This window comes from Trabulsiella guamensis ATCC 49490 (assembly GCF_000734965.1).
GTDB classification, from domain to species: domain Bacteria; phylum Pseudomonadota; class Gammaproteobacteria; order Enterobacterales; family Enterobacteriaceae; genus Trabulsiella; species Trabulsiella guamensis.
Genome location: NZ_JMTB01000092.1, coordinates 1 through 20,186 on the forward strand (window position 1 = coordinate 1; position 20,186 = coordinate 20,186).

At 51.6% G+C, this 20,186-nt stretch carries 35 protein-coding genes; 6 read left to right on the top strand and 29 right to left on the bottom strand.

The features are described from left to right. Nucleotides 1–222 precede the first annotated feature (222 nt). Nucleotides 223–777, top strand: coding sequence for a gamma carbonic anhydrase family protein (locus GTGU_RS14725; protein ID WP_038158550.1), 555 nt, complete (start codon nucleotides 223–225; stop codon nucleotides 775–777). Here the strand turns inward: GTGU_RS14725 and GTGU_RS14730 are convergent. From GTGU_RS14730 to dprA, 6 genes are read right to left on the bottom strand one after another with little or no spacing between them, the layout of a single operon-like run. Continuing rightward, complete coding sequence (locus GTGU_RS14730; protein WP_038158469.1) at nucleotides 753–1,010, bottom strand: DUF1488 family protein; 258 nt, start codon at nucleotides 1,008–1,010, stop codon at nucleotides 753–755. The genes GTGU_RS14725 and GTGU_RS14730 overlap by 25 nt on opposite strands. Then, complete coding sequence (gene aroE, locus GTGU_RS14735) at nucleotides 1,007–1,825, bottom strand: shikimate dehydrogenase (protein ID WP_038158472.1); 819 nt, start codon at nucleotides 1,823–1,825, stop codon at nucleotides 1,007–1,009. The genes GTGU_RS14730 and aroE overlap by 4 nt, the downstream gene beginning before the upstream one ends. 3 nt (nucleotides 1,826–1,828) lie before the next feature. Next, nucleotides 1,829–2,401, bottom strand: a complete 573-nt coding sequence (gene tsaC, locus GTGU_RS14740; protein WP_038158474.1) for an L-threonylcarbamoyladenylate synthase type 1 TsaC — start codon at nucleotides 2,399–2,401, stop codon at nucleotides 1,829–1,831. Next, nucleotides 2,394–2,948, bottom strand: coding sequence for a DNA topoisomerase family protein (locus GTGU_RS14745; RefSeq protein WP_038158476.1), 555 nt, complete (start codon nucleotides 2,946–2,948; stop codon nucleotides 2,394–2,396). The genes tsaC and GTGU_RS14745 overlap by 8 nt, the downstream gene beginning before the upstream one ends. Before the next feature lie 26 nt (nucleotides 2,949–2,974). Next, complete coding sequence (gene smg, locus GTGU_RS14750; protein WP_038158479.1) at nucleotides 2,975–3,448, bottom strand: DUF494 family protein Smg; 474 nt, start codon at nucleotides 3,446–3,448, stop codon at nucleotides 2,975–2,977. Continuing rightward, entirely contained in the window at nucleotides 3,420–4,544 is a 1,125-nt protein-coding gene (dprA, locus tag GTGU_RS14755) for a DNA-protecting protein DprA (RefSeq protein ID WP_038158481.1), read from the bottom strand. The genes smg and dprA overlap by 29 nt, the downstream gene beginning before the upstream one ends. 128 nt (nucleotides 4,545–4,672) lie before the next feature. Here dprA and def point away from each other — a divergent pair, with 128 nt between their 5' ends. The 5 genes from def (at nucleotide 4,673) to mscL (ending at nucleotide 9,444) form a co-directional block, all read left to right on the top strand. After that, the gene (def, locus tag GTGU_RS14760; RefSeq protein ID WP_038158483.1) at nucleotides 4,673–5,182 is read left to right on the top strand and encodes a peptide deformylase; all 510 of its coding nucleotides are present in this window, start codon (nucleotides 4,673–4,675) and stop codon (nucleotides 5,180–5,182) included. A gap of 14 nt (nucleotides 5,183–5,196) precedes the next feature. After that, nucleotides 5,197–6,144: a methionyl-tRNA formyltransferase gene (gene fmt, locus GTGU_RS14765; RefSeq protein ID WP_038158485.1), complete on the top strand. Its 948-nt coding sequence runs from the start codon at nucleotides 5,197–5,199 to the stop codon at nucleotides 6,142–6,144. Nucleotides 6,145–6,195: 51 nt separating this feature from the next. Next, nucleotides 6,196–7,485, top strand: a complete 1,290-nt coding sequence (gene rsmB, locus GTGU_RS14770) for a 16S rRNA (cytosine(967)-C(5))-methyltransferase RsmB (RefSeq protein ID WP_038158551.1) — start codon at nucleotides 6,196–6,198, stop codon at nucleotides 7,483–7,485. A gap of 21 nt (nucleotides 7,486–7,506) precedes the next feature. Further along, entirely contained in the window at nucleotides 7,507–8,883 is a 1,377-nt protein-coding gene (trkA, locus tag GTGU_RS14775; RefSeq protein ID WP_038158486.1) for a Trk system potassium transporter TrkA, read from the top strand. 147 nt (nucleotides 8,884–9,030) lie between these two features. After that, entirely contained in the window at nucleotides 9,031–9,444 is a 414-nt protein-coding gene (gene mscL / locus GTGU_RS14780) for a large-conductance mechanosensitive channel protein MscL (protein WP_038158488.1), read from the top strand. Here the strand turns inward: mscL and GTGU_RS14785 are convergent. The 23 genes from GTGU_RS14785 to rplP form a co-directional block, all read right to left on the bottom strand. Beyond that, nucleotides 9,380–9,661, bottom strand: coding sequence for an alternative ribosome-rescue factor A (locus tag GTGU_RS14785; RefSeq protein ID WP_038158490.1), 282 nt, complete (start codon nucleotides 9,659–9,661; stop codon nucleotides 9,380–9,382). The two genes, mscL and GTGU_RS14785, sit on opposite strands and share 65 nt — an antisense overlap. A gap of 57 nt (nucleotides 9,662–9,718) precedes the next feature. Further along, the gene (gene zntR, locus GTGU_RS14790) at nucleotides 9,719–10,144 is read right to left on the bottom strand and encodes a Zn(2+)-responsive transcriptional regulator (RefSeq protein ID WP_038158491.1); all 426 of its coding nucleotides are present in this window, start codon (nucleotides 10,142–10,144) and stop codon (nucleotides 9,719–9,721) included. A 2-nt stretch (nucleotides 10,145–10,146) separates the two neighbouring features. Next, on the bottom strand, nucleotides 10,147–10,515 hold the full coding sequence (locus GTGU_RS14795; RefSeq protein WP_038158493.1) for a DnaJ family domain-containing protein: 369 nt from the start codon (nucleotides 10,513–10,515) through the stop codon (nucleotides 10,147–10,149). A gap of 109 nt (nucleotides 10,516–10,624) precedes the next feature. Continuing rightward, complete coding sequence (gene rplQ / locus GTGU_RS14800) at nucleotides 10,625–11,011, bottom strand: 50S ribosomal protein L17 (RefSeq protein ID WP_002919206.1); 387 nt, start codon at nucleotides 11,009–11,011, stop codon at nucleotides 10,625–10,627. Nucleotides 11,012–11,051: 40 nt separating this feature from the next. Next, the gene (locus GTGU_RS14805) at nucleotides 11,052–12,041 is read right to left on the bottom strand and encodes a DNA-directed RNA polymerase subunit alpha (RefSeq protein WP_038158497.1); all 990 of its coding nucleotides are present in this window, start codon (nucleotides 12,039–12,041) and stop codon (nucleotides 11,052–11,054) included. 25 nt (nucleotides 12,042–12,066) lie between these two features. Further along, entirely contained in the window at nucleotides 12,067–12,687 is a 621-nt protein-coding gene (gene rpsD / locus GTGU_RS14810) for a 30S ribosomal protein S4 (protein ID WP_038158499.1), read from the bottom strand. Between the two features lie 34 nt (nucleotides 12,688–12,721). After that, entirely contained in the window at nucleotides 12,722–13,111 is a 390-nt protein-coding gene (gene rpsK / locus GTGU_RS14815) for a 30S ribosomal protein S11 (RefSeq protein WP_002919257.1), read from the bottom strand. A gap of 16 nt (nucleotides 13,112–13,127) precedes the next feature. Beyond that, the gene (rpsM, locus tag GTGU_RS14820) at nucleotides 13,128–13,484 is read right to left on the bottom strand and encodes a 30S ribosomal protein S13 (RefSeq protein WP_038158502.1); all 357 of its coding nucleotides are present in this window, start codon (nucleotides 13,482–13,484) and stop codon (nucleotides 13,128–13,130) included. Between the two features lie 147 nt (nucleotides 13,485–13,631). After that, the gene (gene rpmJ, locus GTGU_RS24805; protein ID WP_000868187.1) at nucleotides 13,632–13,748 is read right to left on the bottom strand and encodes a 50S ribosomal protein L36; all 117 of its coding nucleotides are present in this window, start codon (nucleotides 13,746–13,748) and stop codon (nucleotides 13,632–13,634) included. 31 nt (nucleotides 13,749–13,779) lie between these two features. Then, nucleotides 13,780–15,111 carry a preprotein translocase subunit SecY gene (secY, locus tag GTGU_RS14825; RefSeq protein ID WP_038158504.1) on the bottom strand — a complete coding sequence of 444 codons (1,332 nt, stop codon included), beginning with the start codon at nucleotides 15,109–15,111 and terminating at the stop codon, nucleotides 13,780–13,782. Between the two features lie 7 nt (nucleotides 15,112–15,118). Then, on the bottom strand, nucleotides 15,119–15,553 hold the full coding sequence (gene rplO, locus GTGU_RS14830; protein WP_038158505.1) for a 50S ribosomal protein L15: 435 nt from the start codon (nucleotides 15,551–15,553) through the stop codon (nucleotides 15,119–15,121). Between the two features lie 3 nt (nucleotides 15,554–15,556). Next, nucleotides 15,557–15,736 (bottom strand): 50S ribosomal protein L30, encoded by a 180-nt coding sequence (rpmD, locus tag GTGU_RS25410; RefSeq protein WP_001140434.1) that lies wholly within the window; start codon nucleotides 15,734–15,736, stop codon nucleotides 15,557–15,559. A 6-nt stretch (nucleotides 15,737–15,742) separates the two neighbouring features. Further along, nucleotides 15,743–16,243, bottom strand: a complete 501-nt coding sequence (gene rpsE / locus GTGU_RS14840; RefSeq protein WP_002445361.1) for a 30S ribosomal protein S5 — start codon at nucleotides 16,241–16,243, stop codon at nucleotides 15,743–15,745. A gap of 14 nt (nucleotides 16,244–16,257) precedes the next feature. Next, the gene (gene rplR / locus GTGU_RS25415; protein ID WP_038158510.1) at nucleotides 16,258–16,611 is read right to left on the bottom strand and encodes a 50S ribosomal protein L18; all 354 of its coding nucleotides are present in this window, start codon (nucleotides 16,609–16,611) and stop codon (nucleotides 16,258–16,260) included. Between the two features lie 9 nt (nucleotides 16,612–16,620). Continuing rightward, nucleotides 16,621–17,154, bottom strand: a complete 534-nt coding sequence (gene rplF, locus GTGU_RS25420; RefSeq protein WP_038158512.1) for a 50S ribosomal protein L6 — start codon at nucleotides 17,152–17,154, stop codon at nucleotides 16,621–16,623. Between the two features lie 12 nt (nucleotides 17,155–17,166). Beyond that, the gene (gene rpsH, locus GTGU_RS25425) at nucleotides 17,167–17,559 is read right to left on the bottom strand and encodes a 30S ribosomal protein S8 (protein WP_038158514.1); all 393 of its coding nucleotides are present in this window, start codon (nucleotides 17,557–17,559) and stop codon (nucleotides 17,167–17,169) included. A gap of 33 nt (nucleotides 17,560–17,592) precedes the next feature. Then, complete coding sequence (gene rpsN / locus GTGU_RS25430) at nucleotides 17,593–17,898, bottom strand: 30S ribosomal protein S14 (RefSeq protein ID WP_001118930.1); 306 nt, start codon at nucleotides 17,896–17,898, stop codon at nucleotides 17,593–17,595. Nucleotides 17,899–17,912: 14 nt separating this feature from the next. Beyond that, on the bottom strand, nucleotides 17,913–18,452 hold the full coding sequence (rplE, locus tag GTGU_RS14865) for a 50S ribosomal protein L5 (protein ID WP_038158518.1): 540 nt from the start codon (nucleotides 18,450–18,452) through the stop codon (nucleotides 17,913–17,915). A gap of 14 nt (nucleotides 18,453–18,466) precedes the next feature. After that, entirely contained in the window at nucleotides 18,467–18,781 is a 315-nt protein-coding gene (gene rplX, locus GTGU_RS14870) for a 50S ribosomal protein L24 (protein ID WP_038158520.1), read from the bottom strand. Between the two features lie 10 nt (nucleotides 18,782–18,791). Further along, nucleotides 18,792–19,163: a 50S ribosomal protein L14 gene (gene rplN / locus GTGU_RS14875; RefSeq protein WP_004388611.1), complete on the bottom strand. Its 372-nt coding sequence runs from the start codon at nucleotides 19,161–19,163 to the stop codon at nucleotides 18,792–18,794. Between the two features lie 166 nt (nucleotides 19,164–19,329). Beyond that, the gene (gene rpsQ, locus GTGU_RS14880; RefSeq protein WP_024549501.1) at nucleotides 19,330–19,584 is read right to left on the bottom strand and encodes a 30S ribosomal protein S17; all 255 of its coding nucleotides are present in this window, start codon (nucleotides 19,582–19,584) and stop codon (nucleotides 19,330–19,332) included. Beyond that, nucleotides 19,584–19,775, bottom strand: coding sequence for a 50S ribosomal protein L29 (rpmC, locus tag GTGU_RS14885; protein ID WP_004388609.1), 192 nt, complete (start codon nucleotides 19,773–19,775; stop codon nucleotides 19,584–19,586). The genes rpsQ and rpmC overlap by 1 nt, the downstream gene beginning before the upstream one ends. Next, nucleotides 19,775–20,185, bottom strand: a complete 411-nt coding sequence (rplP, locus tag GTGU_RS25435; protein ID WP_002919759.1) for a 50S ribosomal protein L16 — start codon at nucleotides 20,183–20,185, stop codon at nucleotides 19,775–19,777. The genes rpmC and rplP overlap by 1 nt, the downstream gene beginning before the upstream one ends. Nucleotide 20,186 lies beyond the last annotated feature (1 nt).

Genomic DNA, 20,186 nt, shown 5'->3' on the forward strand with positions numbered 1-20,186 from the left:
AGCCGTTCCGACTGGCTCGTGAAGTGATTCACGTTGTCGTCTCAACGGAGGCGCATTATAGGGATCCCATTTTTTTGCACAAGCGTTTTTTGGATCTTTTTTTCTGACTGTTGATTTTTCGGGCTTTCCGCGGAGATCGTGTACGATCTGCTGCTTTTTTGAGGTGTGAAAGCCCTGCTGATGGTCGATAATGCAGCGATACGTGATCAAACAGAGGTAGTCATGTCTGCAAAGCTTCGTCCTTATAAGGATACTTTTCCCAAACTCGGTCAAAACGTGATGATTGATCCCACCAGTGTCGTGATTGGCGACGTGCGTTTAGCCGATGACGTCAGCATCTGGCCGCTGGTTGCCATCCGCGGTGATGTCAATTATGTCTCTGTCGGATCCCGCAGCAATATTCAGGACGGGAGTGTCCTCCATGTCACTCATAAGTCATCCTATAACCCGGAAGGCAATCCTCTGATTATCGGAGATGATGTCACCGTGGGGCATAAAGTGATGCTGCATGGCTGCATGATTGGCAATCGCGTACTGGTAGGTATGGGATCAATTCTGCTCGACGGTGTCATTGTTGAGGATGATGTAATGATTGGTGCCGGGAGTCTTGTCCCCCAGAACAAGCGGCTGGAGAGCGGCTATCTCTATCTGGGAAGTCCGGTGAAACAGGTCCGCCCCCTGACGGAAGCGGAAATGGCGGGGTTGCTCTATTCTGCGAACAACTACGTGAAATGGAAGAATGACTATTTGAATCAGGAGAGCCAGAACCAGCCCTGACTGTCTTCCTGTTCTTCGCGAATAGCCTGTTCGGCTTCTTCTTCCAGATCCCAACGGTGCTCGCGAAAAAAAGCCAGCCATGTCGCTGGCGTATCGCCACCAAAGCGGTGCGCCAGCGCTTCCCCTTTAATGGCACATGTCAGTTGCATACCATTCACCAGCGCCGGGAAAACCACCGCGCACAGATCCTCGTTCCAGCGCTCCCGGTCAGGAAACTGAATCGCCTGGTTCACGCCTGCAGTTCCCGGGAAAGCGCCGCGATTACTGGCGTGGTTTCCGGCAATACACCGTGCCAGAGCAATACTGCATGCGCCGCCTGAGCCACCAGCATACCTAATCCATCGGCATACATTTTCGCGCCATGCTGTTCGCACCAGCGCAGAAAAGGCGTATTCCCTTTCTGATAAAACATGTCATAGCAACGAACATGTGCATTAATGAGGGAGGAGGGAATCGCTGGCACCTCACCACCAATACCGCTCGAGGTGGCATTAATAATAAGATCAAATTCCAGTCCGTCGAGCGTCCCGATTTCAACCGCGTTGATGCTGCCGGTATGGGCAAAAAGCTGAGCCAGTTCCTGAGCCCGGGAAAAGGTGCGGTTCGTAATTGTGACCGCGCAGTTCAGCGAAAGCAGCGGTAACAACACGCCTCGTGCTGCACCACCAGCGCCCACCAGCAAAATACGGAAGCCCGGCTTGATAAGCTCAAGGCGCTCCAGATCGCTAAGCAGACCAATTCCGTCGGTGTTATCACCCAGTAAACGCCCGTCTTCCAGACGCTTGAGCGTATTGACTGCACCCGCCAGCGCTGCACGCTCTGTAAGTTCATCCGCTCTGGCGAAAGCGTCTTCTTTAAAAGGAACCGTCACGTTAGCGCCCTTGCCGCCTGCGGCGAAAAAGGCATTCAGGGTATTAATAAAATCATCTACCGGCGCCAGTACACGTCCATAGGGGTGTTCAATATGGAGCTGTTTCGCAAACTGCTGATGGATAAACGGCGATTTGCTGTGCGCGATCGGATTACCAAAGACAGCGTAAGTTTCCATGTATTACCCCTGGCGAAAGCGCTCACCCGTCAGCGCGTCCCGAATTTCTGAAGGATTCAGGCGCCCACCAGTGAGACCATTTACAACCGGGAAATCATCACCAAACTGCGCGTGGACTTCTTCAGTGGTGCGGCATGGCGGTAACCCGCTCAGATTGGCACTGGTGGAGACAATCGGTTTACCGTAAGCACGGCAAAGTTCTATCACTAGCGGATGGTCCGTGACACGGACTGCCAGCGAGTCAAACTGCCCGGTCAGCCAGCGTGGCGTTGTGGCCCGCGCCGGAAAAACAAAGGTGACAGGCCCCGGCCAGCAGGAAAACACAGCGGCGCGTTGTTCGGCTGTCAGCCGGGAATCATCGATATAGGGTTTGAGCTGCTCAAAATCGGCGGCGATCAGAATCAGACCTTTTTCGACCGGTCGCTGTTTGAGATCCAGCAGTTTCATAACCGCAGTTTCGCTGTCCGGGTCGCAACCGACACCAAAAACAGCTTCTGTGGGATAGGCGATGACATTTTCATTGTTTAACAACGCAACCGCATTGGCTACGGAGTCTGATGGCAGGTAATTATTCACTGATTTGTTCCGCCGTTACCGGCTTTCCACATTGTTTACTGGCACAGAAACGCTTCACGCCCTGTGCGGTTTTCTTTTCGATGAGCAGTGGGTAATGGCATTCAGGACATTCGCCCACTACGGGTTTGAAATTGATAACGAATTGACATTCCGGATAGCGATCACAGGAATGAAAGGTTTTACCGTAGCGTGAACGGCGCTGGACGAGGTGGCCCTGGTGGCACTGCGGACAGCTAATTGAGGTTTCATCGGGCTTGTCGATGACTTCGGTATGTTCACACTCAGGGTATCGGCTGCATCCAATGAACATACCAAAACGTCCCTGACGCAACACCAACTCAGCCCCACAGACAGGACATAACTGCCCCTCCAGAACTTTTACGATGTGCCCATCCGCCTGGGTTTTCAGGGGACGAACGTAATCGCATTCCGGATAATGCGAGCAGCCGAGAAACGGACCGTGTTTCCCGGTTCGGATAACCAGTTCAGCCCCGCATTGAGGGCAGGGCTCGCTTTTACGCACCGTAAACAGTGCTGATTTGGCCATAACAACTCTTAATGCTGCACAAATGATTAATGCAGCATACCTTCATTCACTTCGAAGAGTAATTCTTCCATTTGTTGGTACGCGTTTTCACAGCCCGGGATATTAAACAGCACCATCAGAATGACCCACTTCAGGTCTTCCAGATCGAACTCTGCGGCATCCAGCGCCATGACTCGTTCGATCACCATTTCACGCGTTTCGAGGTTTAGCACCTGAATCTGCTCCAGGAATAACAAGAATCCCCGGCAACTGGCATCCAGCCGTTGGCACTCTTCTTCCGTATAAATACGAACGGAGAGTGGGTCAGAAGCGAGCTGCATCGGTTCGGCGAGGCCTTCCTGATAGTCAGCGAGCTTTTCAAGCCACAACAGCGCGTTATAAATATCCTCACGATCAAAACCCGCGTCGGTAAGATCCCGCGTTAGTTTGTCCTGATCCACGCGCATTTCAGCTTCGTTATGGATGTAAGTCTCAAACAAATACATTAGTACGTCGAACATGGCATGCCCTCCTTAAACGGACATAGCCGCCGGGTACAGCTGCGATCCACCCTGCTAACTCCAGTTCGAGTAGCTGAGCCACCGTTACTGGCACAGGTTGGCCGGCACGTTCAGCGACGACGTCAACAGGTGTTACCTCATCTCCTACGTTAGCCAGGAGCTCTGGAAATGGCAATGCCACAGTCTGATGATCCGGTGAATAAATTGCTTTTTCAGCGTCATCTGGCAACCAGTGGAAACCATATTGCAAATTTTCCAGGATTTCCTCGGGTGAGTTCACGAGAATCGCGCCCTGTCGAATGAGCCAGTGTGGCCCTTCTGTGCCGGGGTGGCCAATCGGGCCGGGTAATGCAAAGACATCCCTCCCCTGTTCGAGTGCACATCGGGCAGTCACCAGCGAACCGCTTTTCAGCGCAGCTTCGACGACAAATACACCGAGGCTCAGACCACTGATGACCCGGTTTCGCCGTGGAAAATGGTGAGCCAGTGGTTTTGTTAGCAACGGAAACTCTGAGACCAGCGCGCCACCTGTTTCCAGAATTTGTTTCGCCAGCAGAGAATGCCGACGTGGATGAATTAACGAAAGACCATGCCCCAGCACGGCAATAGTTTTTCCACCGACGTTTAGCGCCGCACGATGAGCCACGCCGTCAATCCCCAGCGCCATCCCGCTGGTGATCGTCAATCCGCCTTTCGCCAGCGTCTCGCAAAAAAAGCTTCCCCATCGCTCGCCATACCAGGAGTGCGCCCTGCTCCCCACGACGGCCAGTTGTGGAGAATGAAGGGCTGCAGGATCGCCGGCGACAAACAGCAGCGCAGGGTAATCAACAATGGCGCGCAATGCCTCAGGGTACGCATCGCTGTCTGCGGTAATAAGATGATGGTCTGGCTGCTCAAGCCATTGCAGAGAGGTTTCCAGTTCGGCATCCGAAACGGAAAGAAACTGTGCCGCCTGTCTGGCGGAAAGACCCGCTCGCGTTAAGACGTTCTTTTCAATAGAAGGAGACGTTTTGAGCGCCCGATACGCGTCGAGCATGGCGTCGCCGTATATTCCAGCTACCGCCATCAGACGCAGCCCTGTCTCTGTTGATGTCATCTCATCTCCCTGCCACAAGCGGCTTCGGCAATCCTTGCGATTGGTCACTGATGCTGTCAATCAGGTGGGGTTTTGTCTAGAATAGTGATAATTATCTTTTCAACTCCTGAACACGACTCTGGAAATTTATGGCAGTTTTGCAAGTGTTACATATTCCGGACGAGCGCCTTCGCAAAGTCGCTGCGCCGGTTAAAGAAGTCAATGCAGAAATTCAGCGTATCGTCGATGATATGTTCGAGACGATGTACGCCGAAGAAGGTATCGGCCTGGCGGCAACGCAGGTGGATATCCATCAGCGCATTATCGTGATTGATGTTTCCGAAAACCGCGACGAGCGGCTGGTACTGATCAACCCGGAACTGCTGGAAAAAAGCGGTGAAACCGGTATTGAGGAAGGTTGTCTTTCCATTCCTGAGCAACGCGCTCTGGTGCCTCGCGCCGAGAAAGTGAAAATCCGCGCGCTGGACCGTGAAGGCAACTCGTACGAACTGGAAGCCGATGGCTTGCTGGCAATCTGTATTCAACATGAAATGGATCACCTGGTCGGCAAGCTGTTTATCGATTATCTGTCGCCGCTGAAGCAACAACGTATTCGTCAGAAAGTTGAGAAACTCGACCGTCTGAATGCGCGAGCTTAAGGACAAGAATCAACGTGTCAGACTCACTACGTATTATTTTTGCGGGTACACCTGACTTTGCAGCGCGTCATCTTGACGCGCTGTTGTCGTCTGAGCATCAGATTGTCGGCGTGTTTACCCAACCAGATCGCCCTGCGGGGCGCGGCAAAAAGCTGATGCCGAGCCCGGTAAAAGTTCTCGCCGAAGAAAAAGGGCTACCGGTTTTCCAGCCCGTCTCGCTTCGCCCGCAGGAAAACCAGCAGCTCGTTGCCGAGCTTAACGCTGATGTCATGGTGGTCGTGGCGTATGGCCTGATTCTGCCGAAAACCGTACTGGATATGCCTCGTCTGGGCTGTATCAACGTGCATGGTTCCCTGCTGCCGCGCTGGCGCGGCGCCGCGCCTATCCAGCGTTCGCTGTGGGCCGGTGATGCTGAAACGGGCGTCACCATTATGCAGATGGATGTGGGTCTGGATACCGGTGATATGCTCTGCAAGCTTACCTGCCCGATTTTACCTGACGATACCAGCGCGTCGCTGTACAACAAGCTGGCAGGGATGGGACCTGAAGGTTTGCTGCTCACGCTGGATCAGCTTGCGCGCGGCACGGCAAAACCCGAAGTACAGGATGAATCGCTGGTCACCTATGCTGAGAAACTCAGCAAAGAAGAGGCCCGCATTGACTGGACGCTTTCTGCCGCTCAGCTCGAACGCAATATTCGTGCGTTTAATCCCTGGCCGATGAGCTATATCGTCATTGACGAACAGCCGGTTAAAGTCTGGCAGGCGTCGGTCATTAACACCCCCCTGAAGGCCGAGCCCGGTACCATCATTGAGGCCAATAAAAATGGCATTCAGGTAGCGACAGGCGATGGCATTTTAAATCTGCAATCGCTGCAGCCGGCAGGGAAGAAAGCGATGAACGTGCAGGATCTGTTAAATTCTCGTCGGGAGTGGTTTATTCCCGGTAATCGTCTCGCCTGAGGGTGAAATGTCTTAAGCCCGGTGTTACCGGGCATTTTTGTTTTTGCGGTTATGAAAAAAAATACAAATTTACGCAGCCTTGCGGCCCAGGCCGTGGAGCAGGTCGTTGAAAACGGGCAATCGCTCAGCAATGTTCTCCCGCCGCTCCAGCAAAAAGTGTCAGACAAGGATAAAGCACTGCTCCAGGAGCTCTGCTTTGGCGTCCTGCGCACGCTTTCACAGCTGGAATGGCTGATCAATAAACTGATGTCGCGCCCGATGACGGGCAAACAACGCACCATCCATTACCTGATCATGGTCGGCTTCTACCAGCTGATATACACCCGAATTCCGCCGCACGCTGCGCTGGCAGAGACGGTAGAAGGCGCGGTAGCCATCAAACGTCCCCTGCTTAAAGGGCTGATTAACGGTGTGCTGCGTCAGTTTCAGCGTCAGCAAGATGTATTGCTTGATGCATTCGCACAAAGCGAAAGCCGTTCGCTTCATCCTTCCTGGCTGTTAAAGCGCCTGCAGAGTGCCTATCCACAGCAGTGGGAAGCCATTATTGAGGCGAATAACCAACGACCACCGATGTGGCTGCGCGTTAACCGCAATCATCACAGTCGAGATGCGTGGCTGGCCTTGCTGGAAGAAGCAGGTCATAAAGGCTTTACGCATCCCGACTATCCGGACGCCATCCGGCTGGCATCGCCGTTGCCTGTCCACGCTCTGCCGGGTTTTGAAGAGGGATGGGTGACCGTCCAGGACGCCTCTGCACAGGGTTGTATGACATTCCTTGCGCCAGAAAATGGCGAGCAGATCCTCGATCTTTGCGCAGCGCCAGGGGGCAAAACGACGCATATTCTGGAAGCGGCGTCGAATGCCCAGGTAATGGCCGTCGATGTTGATGAAAAACGGCTCTCACGGGTGTATGACAACCTGAAACGTCTGGGCATGAAAGCGCAAGTGAAGCAAGGCGATGGACGCTATCCTGCGCAGTGGTGTGATGGCATACAGTTTGATCGTATCCTGCTGGATGCCCCCTGCTCCGCCACCGGCGTTATTCGCCGCCACCCGGATATCAAATGGCTGCGTCGCGATCGTGATATTCCTGAACTTGCCGGCCTGCAACGCGAAATTCTCGACGCGGTGTGGCCGCATCTGAAGTCCGGCGGAACGCTGGTTTATGCCACGTGCTCCATTCTTCCTGAAGAGAACAGTGAGCAAATTCGCGCGTTTCTGGAACGTACGCCTGATGCAGTGCTGAGCGGTACTGGCACACCGGACAATCCAGGCAAGCAAAACCTGCCTGCCGCGGAAGAAGGCGATGGCTTCTTTTACGCTAAGCTAATCAAGAAATGATCGAATAACGGATCGCGACCGATGAAAATTATCATACTTGGTGCAGGTCAGGTTGGCGGCACCCTGGCGGAAAACCTGGTAGGCGAGAATAACGACATTACCGTTGTCGATATCAATGGTGAACGTCTGCGCAGCCTGCAGGATAAGTTCGATCTGCGCGTCGTACAGGGTCATGGTTCGCATCCCCGTGTATTGCGCGAAGCGGGTGCTGATGATGCAGACATGCTCGTGGCGGTAACCAGCTCGGACGAAACAAATATGGTGGCCTGTCAGGTCGCCTACTCTCTGTTTAACACGCCAAATCGTATCGCGCGTATTCGTGCGCCTGATTATGTCCGTGATGCCGAGAAACTATTTCATTCCGAAGCGGTGCCGATCGATCATTTGATTGCTCCGGAACAGCTGGTCATCGACAGCATTTACCGTCTGATCGAGTATCCTGGCGCGCTGCAGGTGGTGAACTTTGCCGAAGGTAAAGTGAGTCTCGCCGTGGTTAATGCCTACTATGGCGGTCCTCTGGTGGGCAATGCGCTGTCGACCATGCGCGAGCATATGCCACATATCGATACCCGCGTGGCGGCGATTTTCCGCCATGACAGGCCGATCCGTCCTCAGGGTTCTACCATTGTTGAAGCTGGCGATGAGGTATTTTTTATTGCTGCCTCACAGCATATTCGCGCCGTTATGAGCGAAATGCAGCGCCTGGAGAAACCCTATAAACGCATCATGCTCGTGGGTGGCGGTAACATCGGTGCGGGTCTGGCGCAACGTCTGGAGAAAGACTACAGCGTTAAACTTATCGAACGTGATCAGCAGCGAGCGGCGGAACTGGCCGAGAAGCTACAGAATACGATCGTATTCTTTGGCGACGCATCGGATCAGGAACTGTTGATGGAAGAGCACATCGATCAGGTCGACCTCTTTATCGCAGTCACCAACGATGACGAAGCGAATATCATGTCGGCGATGCTGGCAAAACGTATGGGAGCGAAAAAAGTGATGGTGCTGATCCAGCGCCGCGCTTATGTCGATCTGGTACAGGGCAGCGTTATTGATATCGCTATATCGCCTCAGCAGGCGACGATTTCCGCCTTGCTGAGCCATGTGCGTAAAGCCGATATTGTGGGCGTATCGTCACTTCGCAGAGGTGTTGCCGAAGCGATTGAAGCTGTCGCACACGGAGATGAAACCACCTCAAGAGTTGTCGGCAGGGTGATTGATGAAATTAAACTGCCGCCGGGAACCATTATTGGTGCCGTCGTACGCGGAAATGATGTCATGATCGCTAATGATAATCTCCGTATTGAACAGGGCGACCATGTGATTATGTTCCTGACGGATAAAAAGTTTATCACTGATGTAGAACGACTTTTCCAGCCAAGCCCCTTCTTCCTTTAATTTTCAACGAAGCGCTCTCAGGAGCGCTTTCTTAATTAACCCTTTATTATTTAAGGGCTAATTGATTTATTTGATTCGCCAGGTCTAATGGAAAATGACTAAACATTTGTTAAACTTATAAACGTCAGCTGGCACATGGAGAAAAAAATGAGCTTACTTAAAGAGTTTCGCGAATTCGCGATGCGCGGGAATGTTGTCGATTTAGCCGTTGGTGTCATTATTGGTGCCGCATTTGGCAAAATCGTATCGTCACTGGTTGCCGATATTATTATGCCGCCCCTGGGGTTGTTAATTGGCGGGGTAGATTTCAAGCAATTCGCCTGGACGCTACGCCCGGCTGCGGGGGATATTCCTGCCGTAGTGATGAATTATGGCGTTTTCATTCAGAATATCTTCGACTTTATCATCGTTGCATTTGCTATTTTCATGGCAATCAAACTGATGAATAAACTTCGTCGTAATAATGAAGTCGAGGCGAAAGAACCGCCGGCACCGACTAAAGAAGAAGTCCTGCTTTCTGAAATTCGCGATCTGCTGAAAGAACAAAATAACCGTTCATAATCTGACGCGTAAAAGCCAGAAGGCCAGTGGTAAAAAAGCATTTTGCTTTCTTGCCACTGGCCTCCCAGTTACCCCGTTTTTCATGCTTATCTTTGCGTAAATAACTGCCTTTCCCTTTCTTATTCTTCTCAATGCGCTGACGGAACAGCGGATCATGAAGTAAAGCCTCAATGGCGTTATCATTAATCTGCCCCTTCTTATGCTGATAGCGGCTCATAATTTCTCCAGATTGTGTGTTTTGACGGCGGGAGTGTAATCCCGGGATAAAAAAAGATCAACGCGCAGCAGGAGCCGTACTCGCACCTTGCTCCAGCGCTTCAAGAATAGAGCAATACACACTACTATGTGCGGTGCCGCAGCAGGCATCATTCAGACGTTGCAGCGAGCGGCGCATCGTCTGTAGCTCTTCAATTCTTTCTTCGACTTCGCTTAACCGTGCCTGGACGATGCTTTTGGACTCCTGACAGGTGTGATGTTCAGGATCGATACGGATCGAAAGCAGTTCGCGGATCGATTCCAGCGTAAACCCGAGCTGTCGCGCATAACGGATGAAACGCAGGCGCTGCAGATCGTTGTCAGTGTAGAGACGAAATCCACCCTCAGTGCGGACGTCGTGGTCCATCATCTGCTGTTTTTCGTAATAACGGATCGTATCCGGAGTAACATCTGCCAATTTTGCCAGTTCGCCTATACGATACATACTCAGCCCTCATTCATTTTCTGTATCAGTCTGTCTGCATATTCTCCGCGCAGAAAATCGGTGTTCAACCCTGCCTGGTGCAATTTTAGCTCCAGCAGCGTCAGTCTGCGGTTCAGTTCATGATAGCGGGGATCATCCTGCCGGATACTCTGTAAGAGTTCCCTCAACTCCAGCGCTTCTTTGCGCTGGGCCAGCTCCGGCGGTAAATAGCCTGCATTTTTTAACAGACGGTAACCTGCCCGAAGTTCCTCTGGAATATGGGAGTCGTCTACGAGATGCAGCGGTTCACCCGTGCCGGGTAGATTATCAAATTCACCGCTTTTTTGGGCATCCAGGATATGGCGTTCCGCCCATTGATCAAGCAACCACATACGCTGTCTCCAGGGGATTGAACAAAAAGTGTATGAATATTGTAGTGAGATGGGGATGCGGAGGGTATAAAAAAACCCGCCGAAGCGGGTTTTTCTACGTTACTACAGATTACTCTGCAGCAGCTTCTGCTTTCGGCTCGGCGCGATCAACCAGCTCGATGTAAGCCATCGGAGCGTTGTCACCAGCACGGAAGCCACACTTCAGAATGCGAGTGTAACCACCGGCACGGCTCGCGAAACGCGGGCCCAGCTCGTTAAACAGTTTTGCCACGATCTCGTTATCACGAGTGCGGGCGAATGCCAGACGACGATTAGCTACGCTATCCGTCTTGGCAAGAGTAATCAGCGGCTCAACTACGCGACGCAGTTCTTTCGCTTTCGGCAGGGTCGTCTTGATGATCTCATGACGAACCAGCGAACCTGCCATGTTGCGGAACATAGCCTGGCGATGGCTGCTGTTGCGGTTCAGTTGACGACCACTCTTACGATGGCGCATGACCTTATCCTTCTCAGTAAAACCTTAACCTGTGATCCGGTTACTCGTCAGCAATGCTTGCCGGTGGCCAGTTTTCCAGGCGCATGCCCAGAGACAGACCACGGGAGGCCAGCACGTCTTTAATCTCGGTAAGAGATTTTTTACCCAGGTTCGGCGTTTTCAGCAACTCAACCTCGGTACGCTGTACCAGATCACCGATATAGTGGATAGCTTCTGCCTTGAGGCAGTTAGCAGAGCGGACAGTCAATTCCAGATCGTCAACAGGGCGCAGCAGGATCGGATCGAATTCTGGTTTCTCTTCTTTAACTTCCGGCTGACGTACATCACGTAAATCAACGAAAGCTTCAAGTTGTTCAGCCAGGATGGTTGCCGCACGACGAATCGCCTCTTCAGGATCGATTGTGCCGTTGGTTTCCATTTCGATGACCAGCTTGTCCAGGTCGGTGCGCTGTTCTACACGCGCTGCTTCAACATTGTAGGCAATACGCTCTACAGGGCTGTAGCAGGCGTCGACCAGCAGACGTCCGATCGGGCGCTCATCTTCTTCCGAATGAATTCGGGCAGACGCCGGCACATAACCACGACCGCGCTGAACTTTGATGCGCATGCTAATAGATGCGTTTTCATCGGTCAGGTGGCAGATAACGTGCTGCGGCTTGACGATTTCGACATCACCGTCGTGGGTAATGTCGGCTGCGGTCACAGGGCCAATGCCAGATTTATTCAAAGTAAGAATAACTTCATCTTTACCATGAACTTTCACCGCCAGCCCTTTCAGGTTGAGCAGGATTTCCAGGATATCTTCCTGAACGCCTTCTTTGGTGCTGTACTCGTGCAGTACACCATCAATCTCAACCTCGGTCACCGCGCAACCCGGCATTGATGAAAGCAGAATACGGCGCAGTGCGTTACCCAGAGTATGGCCAAAGCCACGCTCTAAAGGCTCAAGGGTCACCTTGGCGTGCGTCGAACTCACTTGCTCGATATCTACCAGGCGCGGTTTTAGAAACTCTGTCACAGAACCCTGCATTGTGTCCTCTCTTTGGTACTAAGCTTTACTTGGAGTAAAGCTCGACGATCAGGTGTTCGTTAATGTCCGCAGACAGATCAGAACGTTCCGGCTGACGCTTGAACGTACCTTCCATCTTGCCAGCATCAACTTCCAGCCAGGTTGGCTTTTCACGCTGCTCAGCCAGCTCCAGAGCGGCTTTCACGCGAGACTGCTTTTTCGCTTTCTCACGAATGCTAACAACGTCATTCGCTTTAACCTGATAAGAAGCGATGTTAACAACACGACCGTTTACCATGATAGCCTTGTGGCTAACCAGCTGGCGTGCTTCTGCACGAGTGGCGCCGAAGCCCATACGGTATACAACGTTGTCCAGACGACCTTCCAGCAGAGCCAACAGGTTTTCACCGGTGTTGCCTTTCAGACGTGCTGCTTCTTTATAATAGTTACGGAACTGACGCTCCAGCACACCGTAGATACGGCGAACTTTTTGCTTTTCACGCAACTGCACACCATAGTCAGACAGACGCGGTTTACGCGCACCGTGCTGGCCAGGAGCTTGTTCAATTTTACACTTGGTATCGATCGCGCGAACGCCAGACTTCAGGAAGAGGTCTGTGCCCTCGCGACGGCTCAGCTTGAGCTTAGGACCCAAATATCTTGCCATTTTCTTTCTCCAACAATCCTAGAAAACGACCGCGTTATACGCGACGTTTTTTCGGCGGACGACAACCGTTGTGAGGGATCGGAGTCACATCAGTAATATTAGTGATGCGGAAACCAGCGGCGTTCAGAGCACGAATAGTAGATTCGCGACCCGGACCCGGTCCCTTGACCATAACTTCCAGATTCTTGATGCCGTATTCTTTTACGGCTTCAGCGCAACGCTCTGCTGCAACCTGAGCTGCGAACGGAGTGGATTTGCGTGAACCACGGAAACCGGAACCACCGGCTGTTGCCCAACCCAAAGCGTTACCCTGACGATCAGTAATAGTAACGATGGTGTTGTTGAAAGAAGCATGGATATGAGCCACGCCGTCAGAGACTTGTTTTCTTACACGCTTACGTGCACGAATTGGTGCCTTTGCCATTATTCAATCACCCCGATTATTTCTTGATCGGTTTGCGCGGACCCTTACGGGTACGTGCGTTGGTCTTGGTACGCTGACCGCGAACCGGGAGACCACGACGATGACGCAAACCACGGTAGCAACCAAGGTCCATCAGACGCTTGATGCTCAGGGTGATTTCACGACGCAGATCACCTTCAACGACGAATTTACCTACTTCGTCGCGCAACGTATCGATCTGTTCTTCAGACAGCTCACTGATCTTAACATGTTCAGCGATTCCCGCTGAGGCACAAATGGCCTTAGAACGGGTCTTGCCGATACCGAAAATTGCAGTTAAAGCGATTACGGTATGTTTGTGATCAGGAATGTTAATGCCTGCTATACGGGCCACTATGCACTCCTATTATTTGAATTGCACGTTCCATGCTGAAAAGCCCGTTTTCAGGATACTCAAATGGAAACGCACAGACATACAAAAGATTGGCTGGCTAATCTAGCCAGCTCAACCCAACTTTGCAAGAAAAATATGCGAAATAAATCAGCCTTGGCGCTGTTTATGTTTCGGCTCGGCACTGCAAATCACACGGATGACACCATCACGCTTAACGATTTTGCAGTTACGGCATAATTTCTTGACGGAAGCACGAACTTTCATTTTTACTCTCCGTAACTTCTCGGGCGACCAATTAACGGCCGTAGCCTTTCAGGTTCGCCTTCTTCAATGCAGACTCATACTGACTGGACATCATCAGAGTTTGCACTTGAGCCATAAAGTCCATAATCACGACAACAACGATAAGCAGCGAGGTCCCACCAAAGTAGAACGGCACTTTCATTGCATCACGCATGAACTCCGGGATCAGGCAGATAAAAGTAATATACAACGCACCGATCAGAGTCAGACGAGTCATTACTTTATCGATATACTTCGCCGTTTGCTCTCCCGGACGAATTCCTGGTACAAATGCACCGGACTTCTTCAGGTTATCTGCTGTTTCTCGCGGGTTGAAGACCAACGCCGTGTAGAAGAAACAGAAGAAGATGATTGCAGACGCATAGAGTAACACATAAAGCGGTTGCCCAGGCTGCAAATACAGCGAAATTGTTGTCAGCCAGTTCCAACCAGTACCGCCCCCGAACCATGACGCGATGGTTGCCGGGAACAGAATAATACTGGAAGCGAAGATTGCCGGGATTACCCCCGCCATATTCACTTTCAGCGGCAAATGTGTGCTCTGTGCAGCATAGACACGACGTCCTTGTTGACGCTTAGCGTAGTTCACCACAATGCGGCGTTGACCACGTTCAACGAAGACAACAAAGAAGGTCACTGCAAATACTAATACTGCAACCAACAGCAACAGGAGGAAGTGCAGGTCGCCTTGACGCGCTTGCTCGATAGTATGGGCGATGGCTGGCGGAAGTCCCGCAACAATACCGGCGAAGATGATGATCGAAATACCGTTACCGATACCTCGTTCAGTAATCTGTTCGCCGAGCCACATCAGGAACATGGTTCCTGTGACCAGACTGACAACAGCGGTGAAATAGAATGCAAAGCCTGGATTAATAACCAGGCCCTGCATACCAGGCATATTCGGCAGACCGGTAGCAATACCGATCGACTGGAATATCGCCAGCACCAGAGTACCGTAACGGGTGTACTGGCTGATCTTACGACGACCAGACTCCCCTTCTTTCTTAATTTCTGCCAGCGTTGGGTGAACCACCGTCAGCAGCTGGATAATAATAGATGCCGAAATATACGGCATGATACCCAGAGCAAAGATAGAAGCACGGCTGAGAGCACCACCAGAGAACATGTTGAACATTTCAATGATGGTGCCTCGCTGTTGCTCAAGCAGTTTGGCAAGTACAGCGGCATCGATACCAGGGATCGGAATAAAAGAGCCAATTCGGAACACAATCAGCGCACCGATAACAAACAATAGTCTGCGTTTCAGTTCGCCGAAACCGCCTTTGGCACTTTGAAAATCTAATCCCGGTTGCTTAGCCATCTGCTACTTATTCCTCAATTTTACCGCCAGCAGCTTCGATAGCAGCACGAGCACCTTTAGTAACACGCAAGCCACGAACAGTTACCGGACGAGATACTTCACCAGCCAGGATCACTTTCGCGAACTCGATCTGGATACCGATAATGTTAGCCGCTTTCAGCGTGTTCAGGTCAACTACGTCGCCTTCTACTTTAGCCAGATCAGACAGACGAACTTCTGCCGTAATCATTGCTTTACGTGAAGTGAAACCGAATTTCGGCAGACGACGGTACAGAGGCATCTGACCGCCCTCGAAACCGCGACGTACGCCACCGCCAGAACGAGACTTCTGACCTTTGTGACCACGACCACCGGTTTTACCGAGGCCAGAACCGATACCACGACCCAGGCGTTTACCCGCCTTTTTGGAGCCTTCGGCCGGAGACAGAGTATTTAAACGCATCTCTTACTCCTCAACTTTAACCATGAAGGAAACCGCGTTGACCATACCACGAACGGCAGGAGTATCCTCACGTTCTACAGTATGACCAATACGACGCAGACCCAGGCCAAGCAGCGTTGCCTTGTGTTTCGGCAGACGACCGATTGCACTGCGGGTTTGAGTGATTTTAATAGTCTTTGCCATGGTCAATTACCCCAGAATTTCTTCAACGGATTTACCACGCTTGGCAGCGACCATTTCTGGAGACTTCATATTTTCCAGACCATCGATAGTTGCACGAACCACGTTAATCGGGTTAGTGGAACCATACGCTTTAGCCAGAACGTTACGAACTCCAGCGACTTCCAGAACGGCGCGCATTGCACCACCGGCGATGATACCGGTACCTTCGGAAGCCGGCTGCATGAATACACGAGAACCCGTGTGAGTACCCTTAACCGGGTGCTGCAGGGTGCCGTGGTTCAGCGCGACGTTAATCATATTGCGACGGGCTTTTTCCATCGCTTTCTGGATCGCTGCCGGAACTTCGCGTGCTTTACCGTAACCAAAACCAACGCGACCGTTACCATCACCAACAACAGTCAGAGCTGTGAAGGAGAAAATACGACCACCTTTAACGGTTTTAGATACGCGGTTTACCGCGATCAGCTTTTCCTGCAGTTCGCCAGCTTGTTTTTCGATGTGAGCCATCTTACACCTCTACCTTAGAACTGAAGGCCAGCTTCACGGGCAGCATCTGCCAGTGCCTGGACACGACCATGATATTGGAACCCGGAACGGTCAAAGGAAACATCTTTGATCCCTTTTTCCAGAGCGCGTTCAGCGACAGCTTTACCCACAGCTGCTGCAGCGTCTTTGTTACCGGTGTACTTCAGTTGTTCAGCGATAGCTTTTTCTACAGTAGAAGCAGCTACCAGAACTTCAGAACCATTCGATGCAATGACCTGTGCGTAAATGTGACGCGGGGTACGATGTACCACCAGGCGAGTTGCACCCAGCTCCTGGAGCTTGCGGCGTGCGCGGGTCGCACGACGGATACGAGCAGATTTCTTATCCATAGTGTTACCTTACTTCTTCTTAGCCTCTTTGGTACGCACGACTTCGTCGGCGTAACGAACACCCTTGCCTTTGTAAGGCTCAGGACGACGGTAGGCGCGCAGATCTGCTGCAACCTGGCCGATCAGCTGTTTATCAGCGCCTTTCAGCACGATTTCAGTCTGAGACGGACATTCTGCAGTGATGCCGGCCGGCAGTTGATGGTCAACAGGATGGGAGAAACCCAGAGCCAGGTTAACAACATTGCCTTTGACCGCTGCACGATAACCTACACCAACCAGCTGCAGCTTCTTAGTGAAGCCTTCGGTAACACCGACAACCATTGAGTTCAGCAGGGCACGCGCGGTACCAGCCTGAGCCCAACCGTCTGCGAAACCATCACGCGGACCGAAGGTCAGTGCATTATCTGCATGTTTAACTTCAACAGCATCGTTGAGAGTACGAGTCAGCTCGCCGTTTTTACCTTTGATCGTAATAACCTGACCGTTGATTTTTACATCAACGCCGGCAGGAACAACGACCGGTGCTTTAGCAACACGAGACATTTTTTCCTCCGATTAGGCTACGTAGCAGATAATTTCGCCACCAAGACCAGCCTGGCGCGCTGCACGATCAGTCATAACACCTTTAGAGGTAGAAACAACCGCGATACCCAGACCCGCCATAACTTTCGGCAGCTCATCTTTTTTCTTATAGATGCGCAGACCTGGGCGGCTGACACGCTGAATGCTTTCTACAACAGCTTTCCCCTGGAAGTACTTAAGAGTCACTTCCAGTTCCGGCTTGGTGTCGCCTTCAACTTTAAAATCTTCGATAAAACCTTCTTCCTTCAGCACGTTGGCAATTGCCACTTTCAGCTTGGAGGAAGGCATGGTGACCGCAGCTTTGTTCGCGGCCTGACCGTTACGGATACGGGTCAGCATATCCGCGATCGGATCTTGCATGCTCATCTGTCTTTACTCCCGTGATTCAATTGGTGACAATTACCAGCTAGCCTTTTTCAGACCCGGGATTTCACCGCGCATAGCGGCTTCACGGACCTTAATACGGCTCAACCCGAACTTCCGCAGGAAACCATGCGGACGACCTGTTTGACGGCAGCGGTTACGCTGACGAGACGGGCTGGAATCACGCGGCAGAGTCTGCAGCTTGAGAACTGCGTTCCAACGATCTTCGTCGGAAGCGTTCACATCAGAGATGATCGCTTTCAGTTCAGCGCGTTTCGCGAAGTATTTATCAGCTAAAGCTACGCGTTTTACTTCGCGTGCTTTCATTGATTGCTTAGCCATTCAGTAACCCTACCTTACTTGCGGAACGGGAAGTCAAAGGCAGCCAGCAGAGCACGGCCTTCTTCGTCAGAAGTCGCAGTAGTGGTAATGGTGATATCCAAACCACGAACGCGGTCGACTTTGTCATAGTCGATTTCTGGGAAGATGATCTGCTCACGGACACCCATGCTGTAGTTACCACGACCATCGAAAGACTTCGCGGACAGGCCACGGAAGTCACGAATACGCGGTACAGCAATAGTGATCAGGCGCTCAAAGAACTCCCACATGCGTTCGCCACGCAGAGTTACTTTACAGCCGATCGGATAGCCCTGACGGATTTTGAAGCCTGCAACAGATTTGCGTGCTTTGGTGATCAGCGGTTTTTGACCGGAGATTGCTGCCAGGTCAGCTGCTGCGTTATCCAGCAGTTTCTTGTCAGCGATCGCTTCACCAACACCCATGTTCAGGGTGATCTTCTCGACCCGAGGGACTTGCATGACAGAATTGTAGTTAAACTCAGTCATGAGTTTCTTAACTACTTCGTCTTTGTAGTAATCATGCAGTTTCGCCATCGTACTACTCCAAATTACTTGATAGTTTCGCTATTAGACTTGAAGAAACGGACTTTTTTACCGTCTTCGAATCTAAAGCCTACACGGTCAGCCTTGCCGGTTGCCGTATTGAAGATTGCAACGTTAGAAACCTGAATAGCAGCTTCTTTTTCAACGATGCCACCCGGTTGGTTCAGGGCCGGAACCGGCTTCTGATGTTTCTTAACCAGGTTGATACCTTCAACAATGATCTTGCCGGAAGACAGAACATTCTTAACTTTACCGCGCTTACCTTTATCTTTACCGGTTAACACGATAACTTCGTCATCACGACGGATTTTCGCTGCCATGATTCGCTCCTTAGAGTACTTCTGGTGCCAGAGAGATGATTTTCATAAACTTCTCAGAACGAAGTTCACGAGTTACCGGCCCAAAAATACGCGTACCGATAGGCTGCTCGCTGTTGTTGTTCAGAAGAACACAAGCATTGCCATCGAAGCGAACGACAGAACCGTCAGGGCGACGAACACCCTTCTTGGTGCGCACCACTACCGCCTTCAGCACATCACCTTTTTTGACCTTACCACGCGGAATTGCTTCTTTGATGGTGATCTTGATGATGTCGCCTACGCCTGCGTAGCGACGGTGCGAGCCACCCAGAACCTTGATACACATTACGCGACGCGCACCGGAGTTGTCGGCGACGTTCAGCATAGTCTGTTCTTGGATCATTTCAGTGCTCCGCTAATGTCAACTACTACTGAGACCCCAAAATTAGGGTCGTTAAAAAAGCCCCATATCGAGGGCGCAGCATTATAACACCGCTCTCAGGATAAGGGTAGAAAAAATAAACGGCTCATCGCTGAGCCGTTTATCCGTATCGAGATTGCGTACTGTATTACAGAACCGCTTTCTCTACAACGCGAACCAGAGTCCAGGACTTAGTCTTGGACAACGGACGGCATTCGCGGATTTCAACCACGTCACCGATACCGCTTTCGTTGTTCTCGTCATGTACGTGCAGTTTGGTCGTACGTTTGATGAATTTACCGTAGATCGGGTGTTTCACAAAACGCTCGATGGCAACAACAATGGATTTCTCCATTTTGTCACTCACAACGCGACCTTGCAGAGTACGGATTTTATCGGTCATTACGCACCCGCCTTCTCAGTCAGTAAAGTCTTAACGCGTGCAACATCACGACGAACCTGTTTCAGCAGGTGAGTCTGTTGCAGCTGGCCACTTGCAGCCTGCATGCGCAGATTGAACTGCTCGCGCAGCAGGTTCAGCAGCTCAGTGTTCAGCTCTTCAACGCTTTTTTCACGCAGCTCTTTTGCTTTCATTACATCACCGTCTTAGTTACAAAGGTGGTTTTGATCGGCAGTTTCGCTGCTGCCAGGCCGAATGCTTCACGGGCCAGCTCTTCCGGTACGCCGTCCATTTCATACAGGACTTTACCCGGCTGAATCAAGGCAACCCAATACTCCACGTTACCTTTACCTTTACCCATACGAACTTCCAGCGGCTTCTCAGTGATCGGTTTGTCCGGGAATACACGGATCCAGATCTTACCTTGACGCTTCACTGCACGGGTCATTGCACGACGTGCTGCTTCGATCTGACGTGCAGTCAGACGACCACGGCCAACAGCTTTCAGACCGAAAGTGCCGAAGCTAACATCCGTACCTTGCGCCAGACCACGGTTGCGGCCTTTGTGCACTTTACGGAATTTTGTACGCTTTGGTTGTAACATC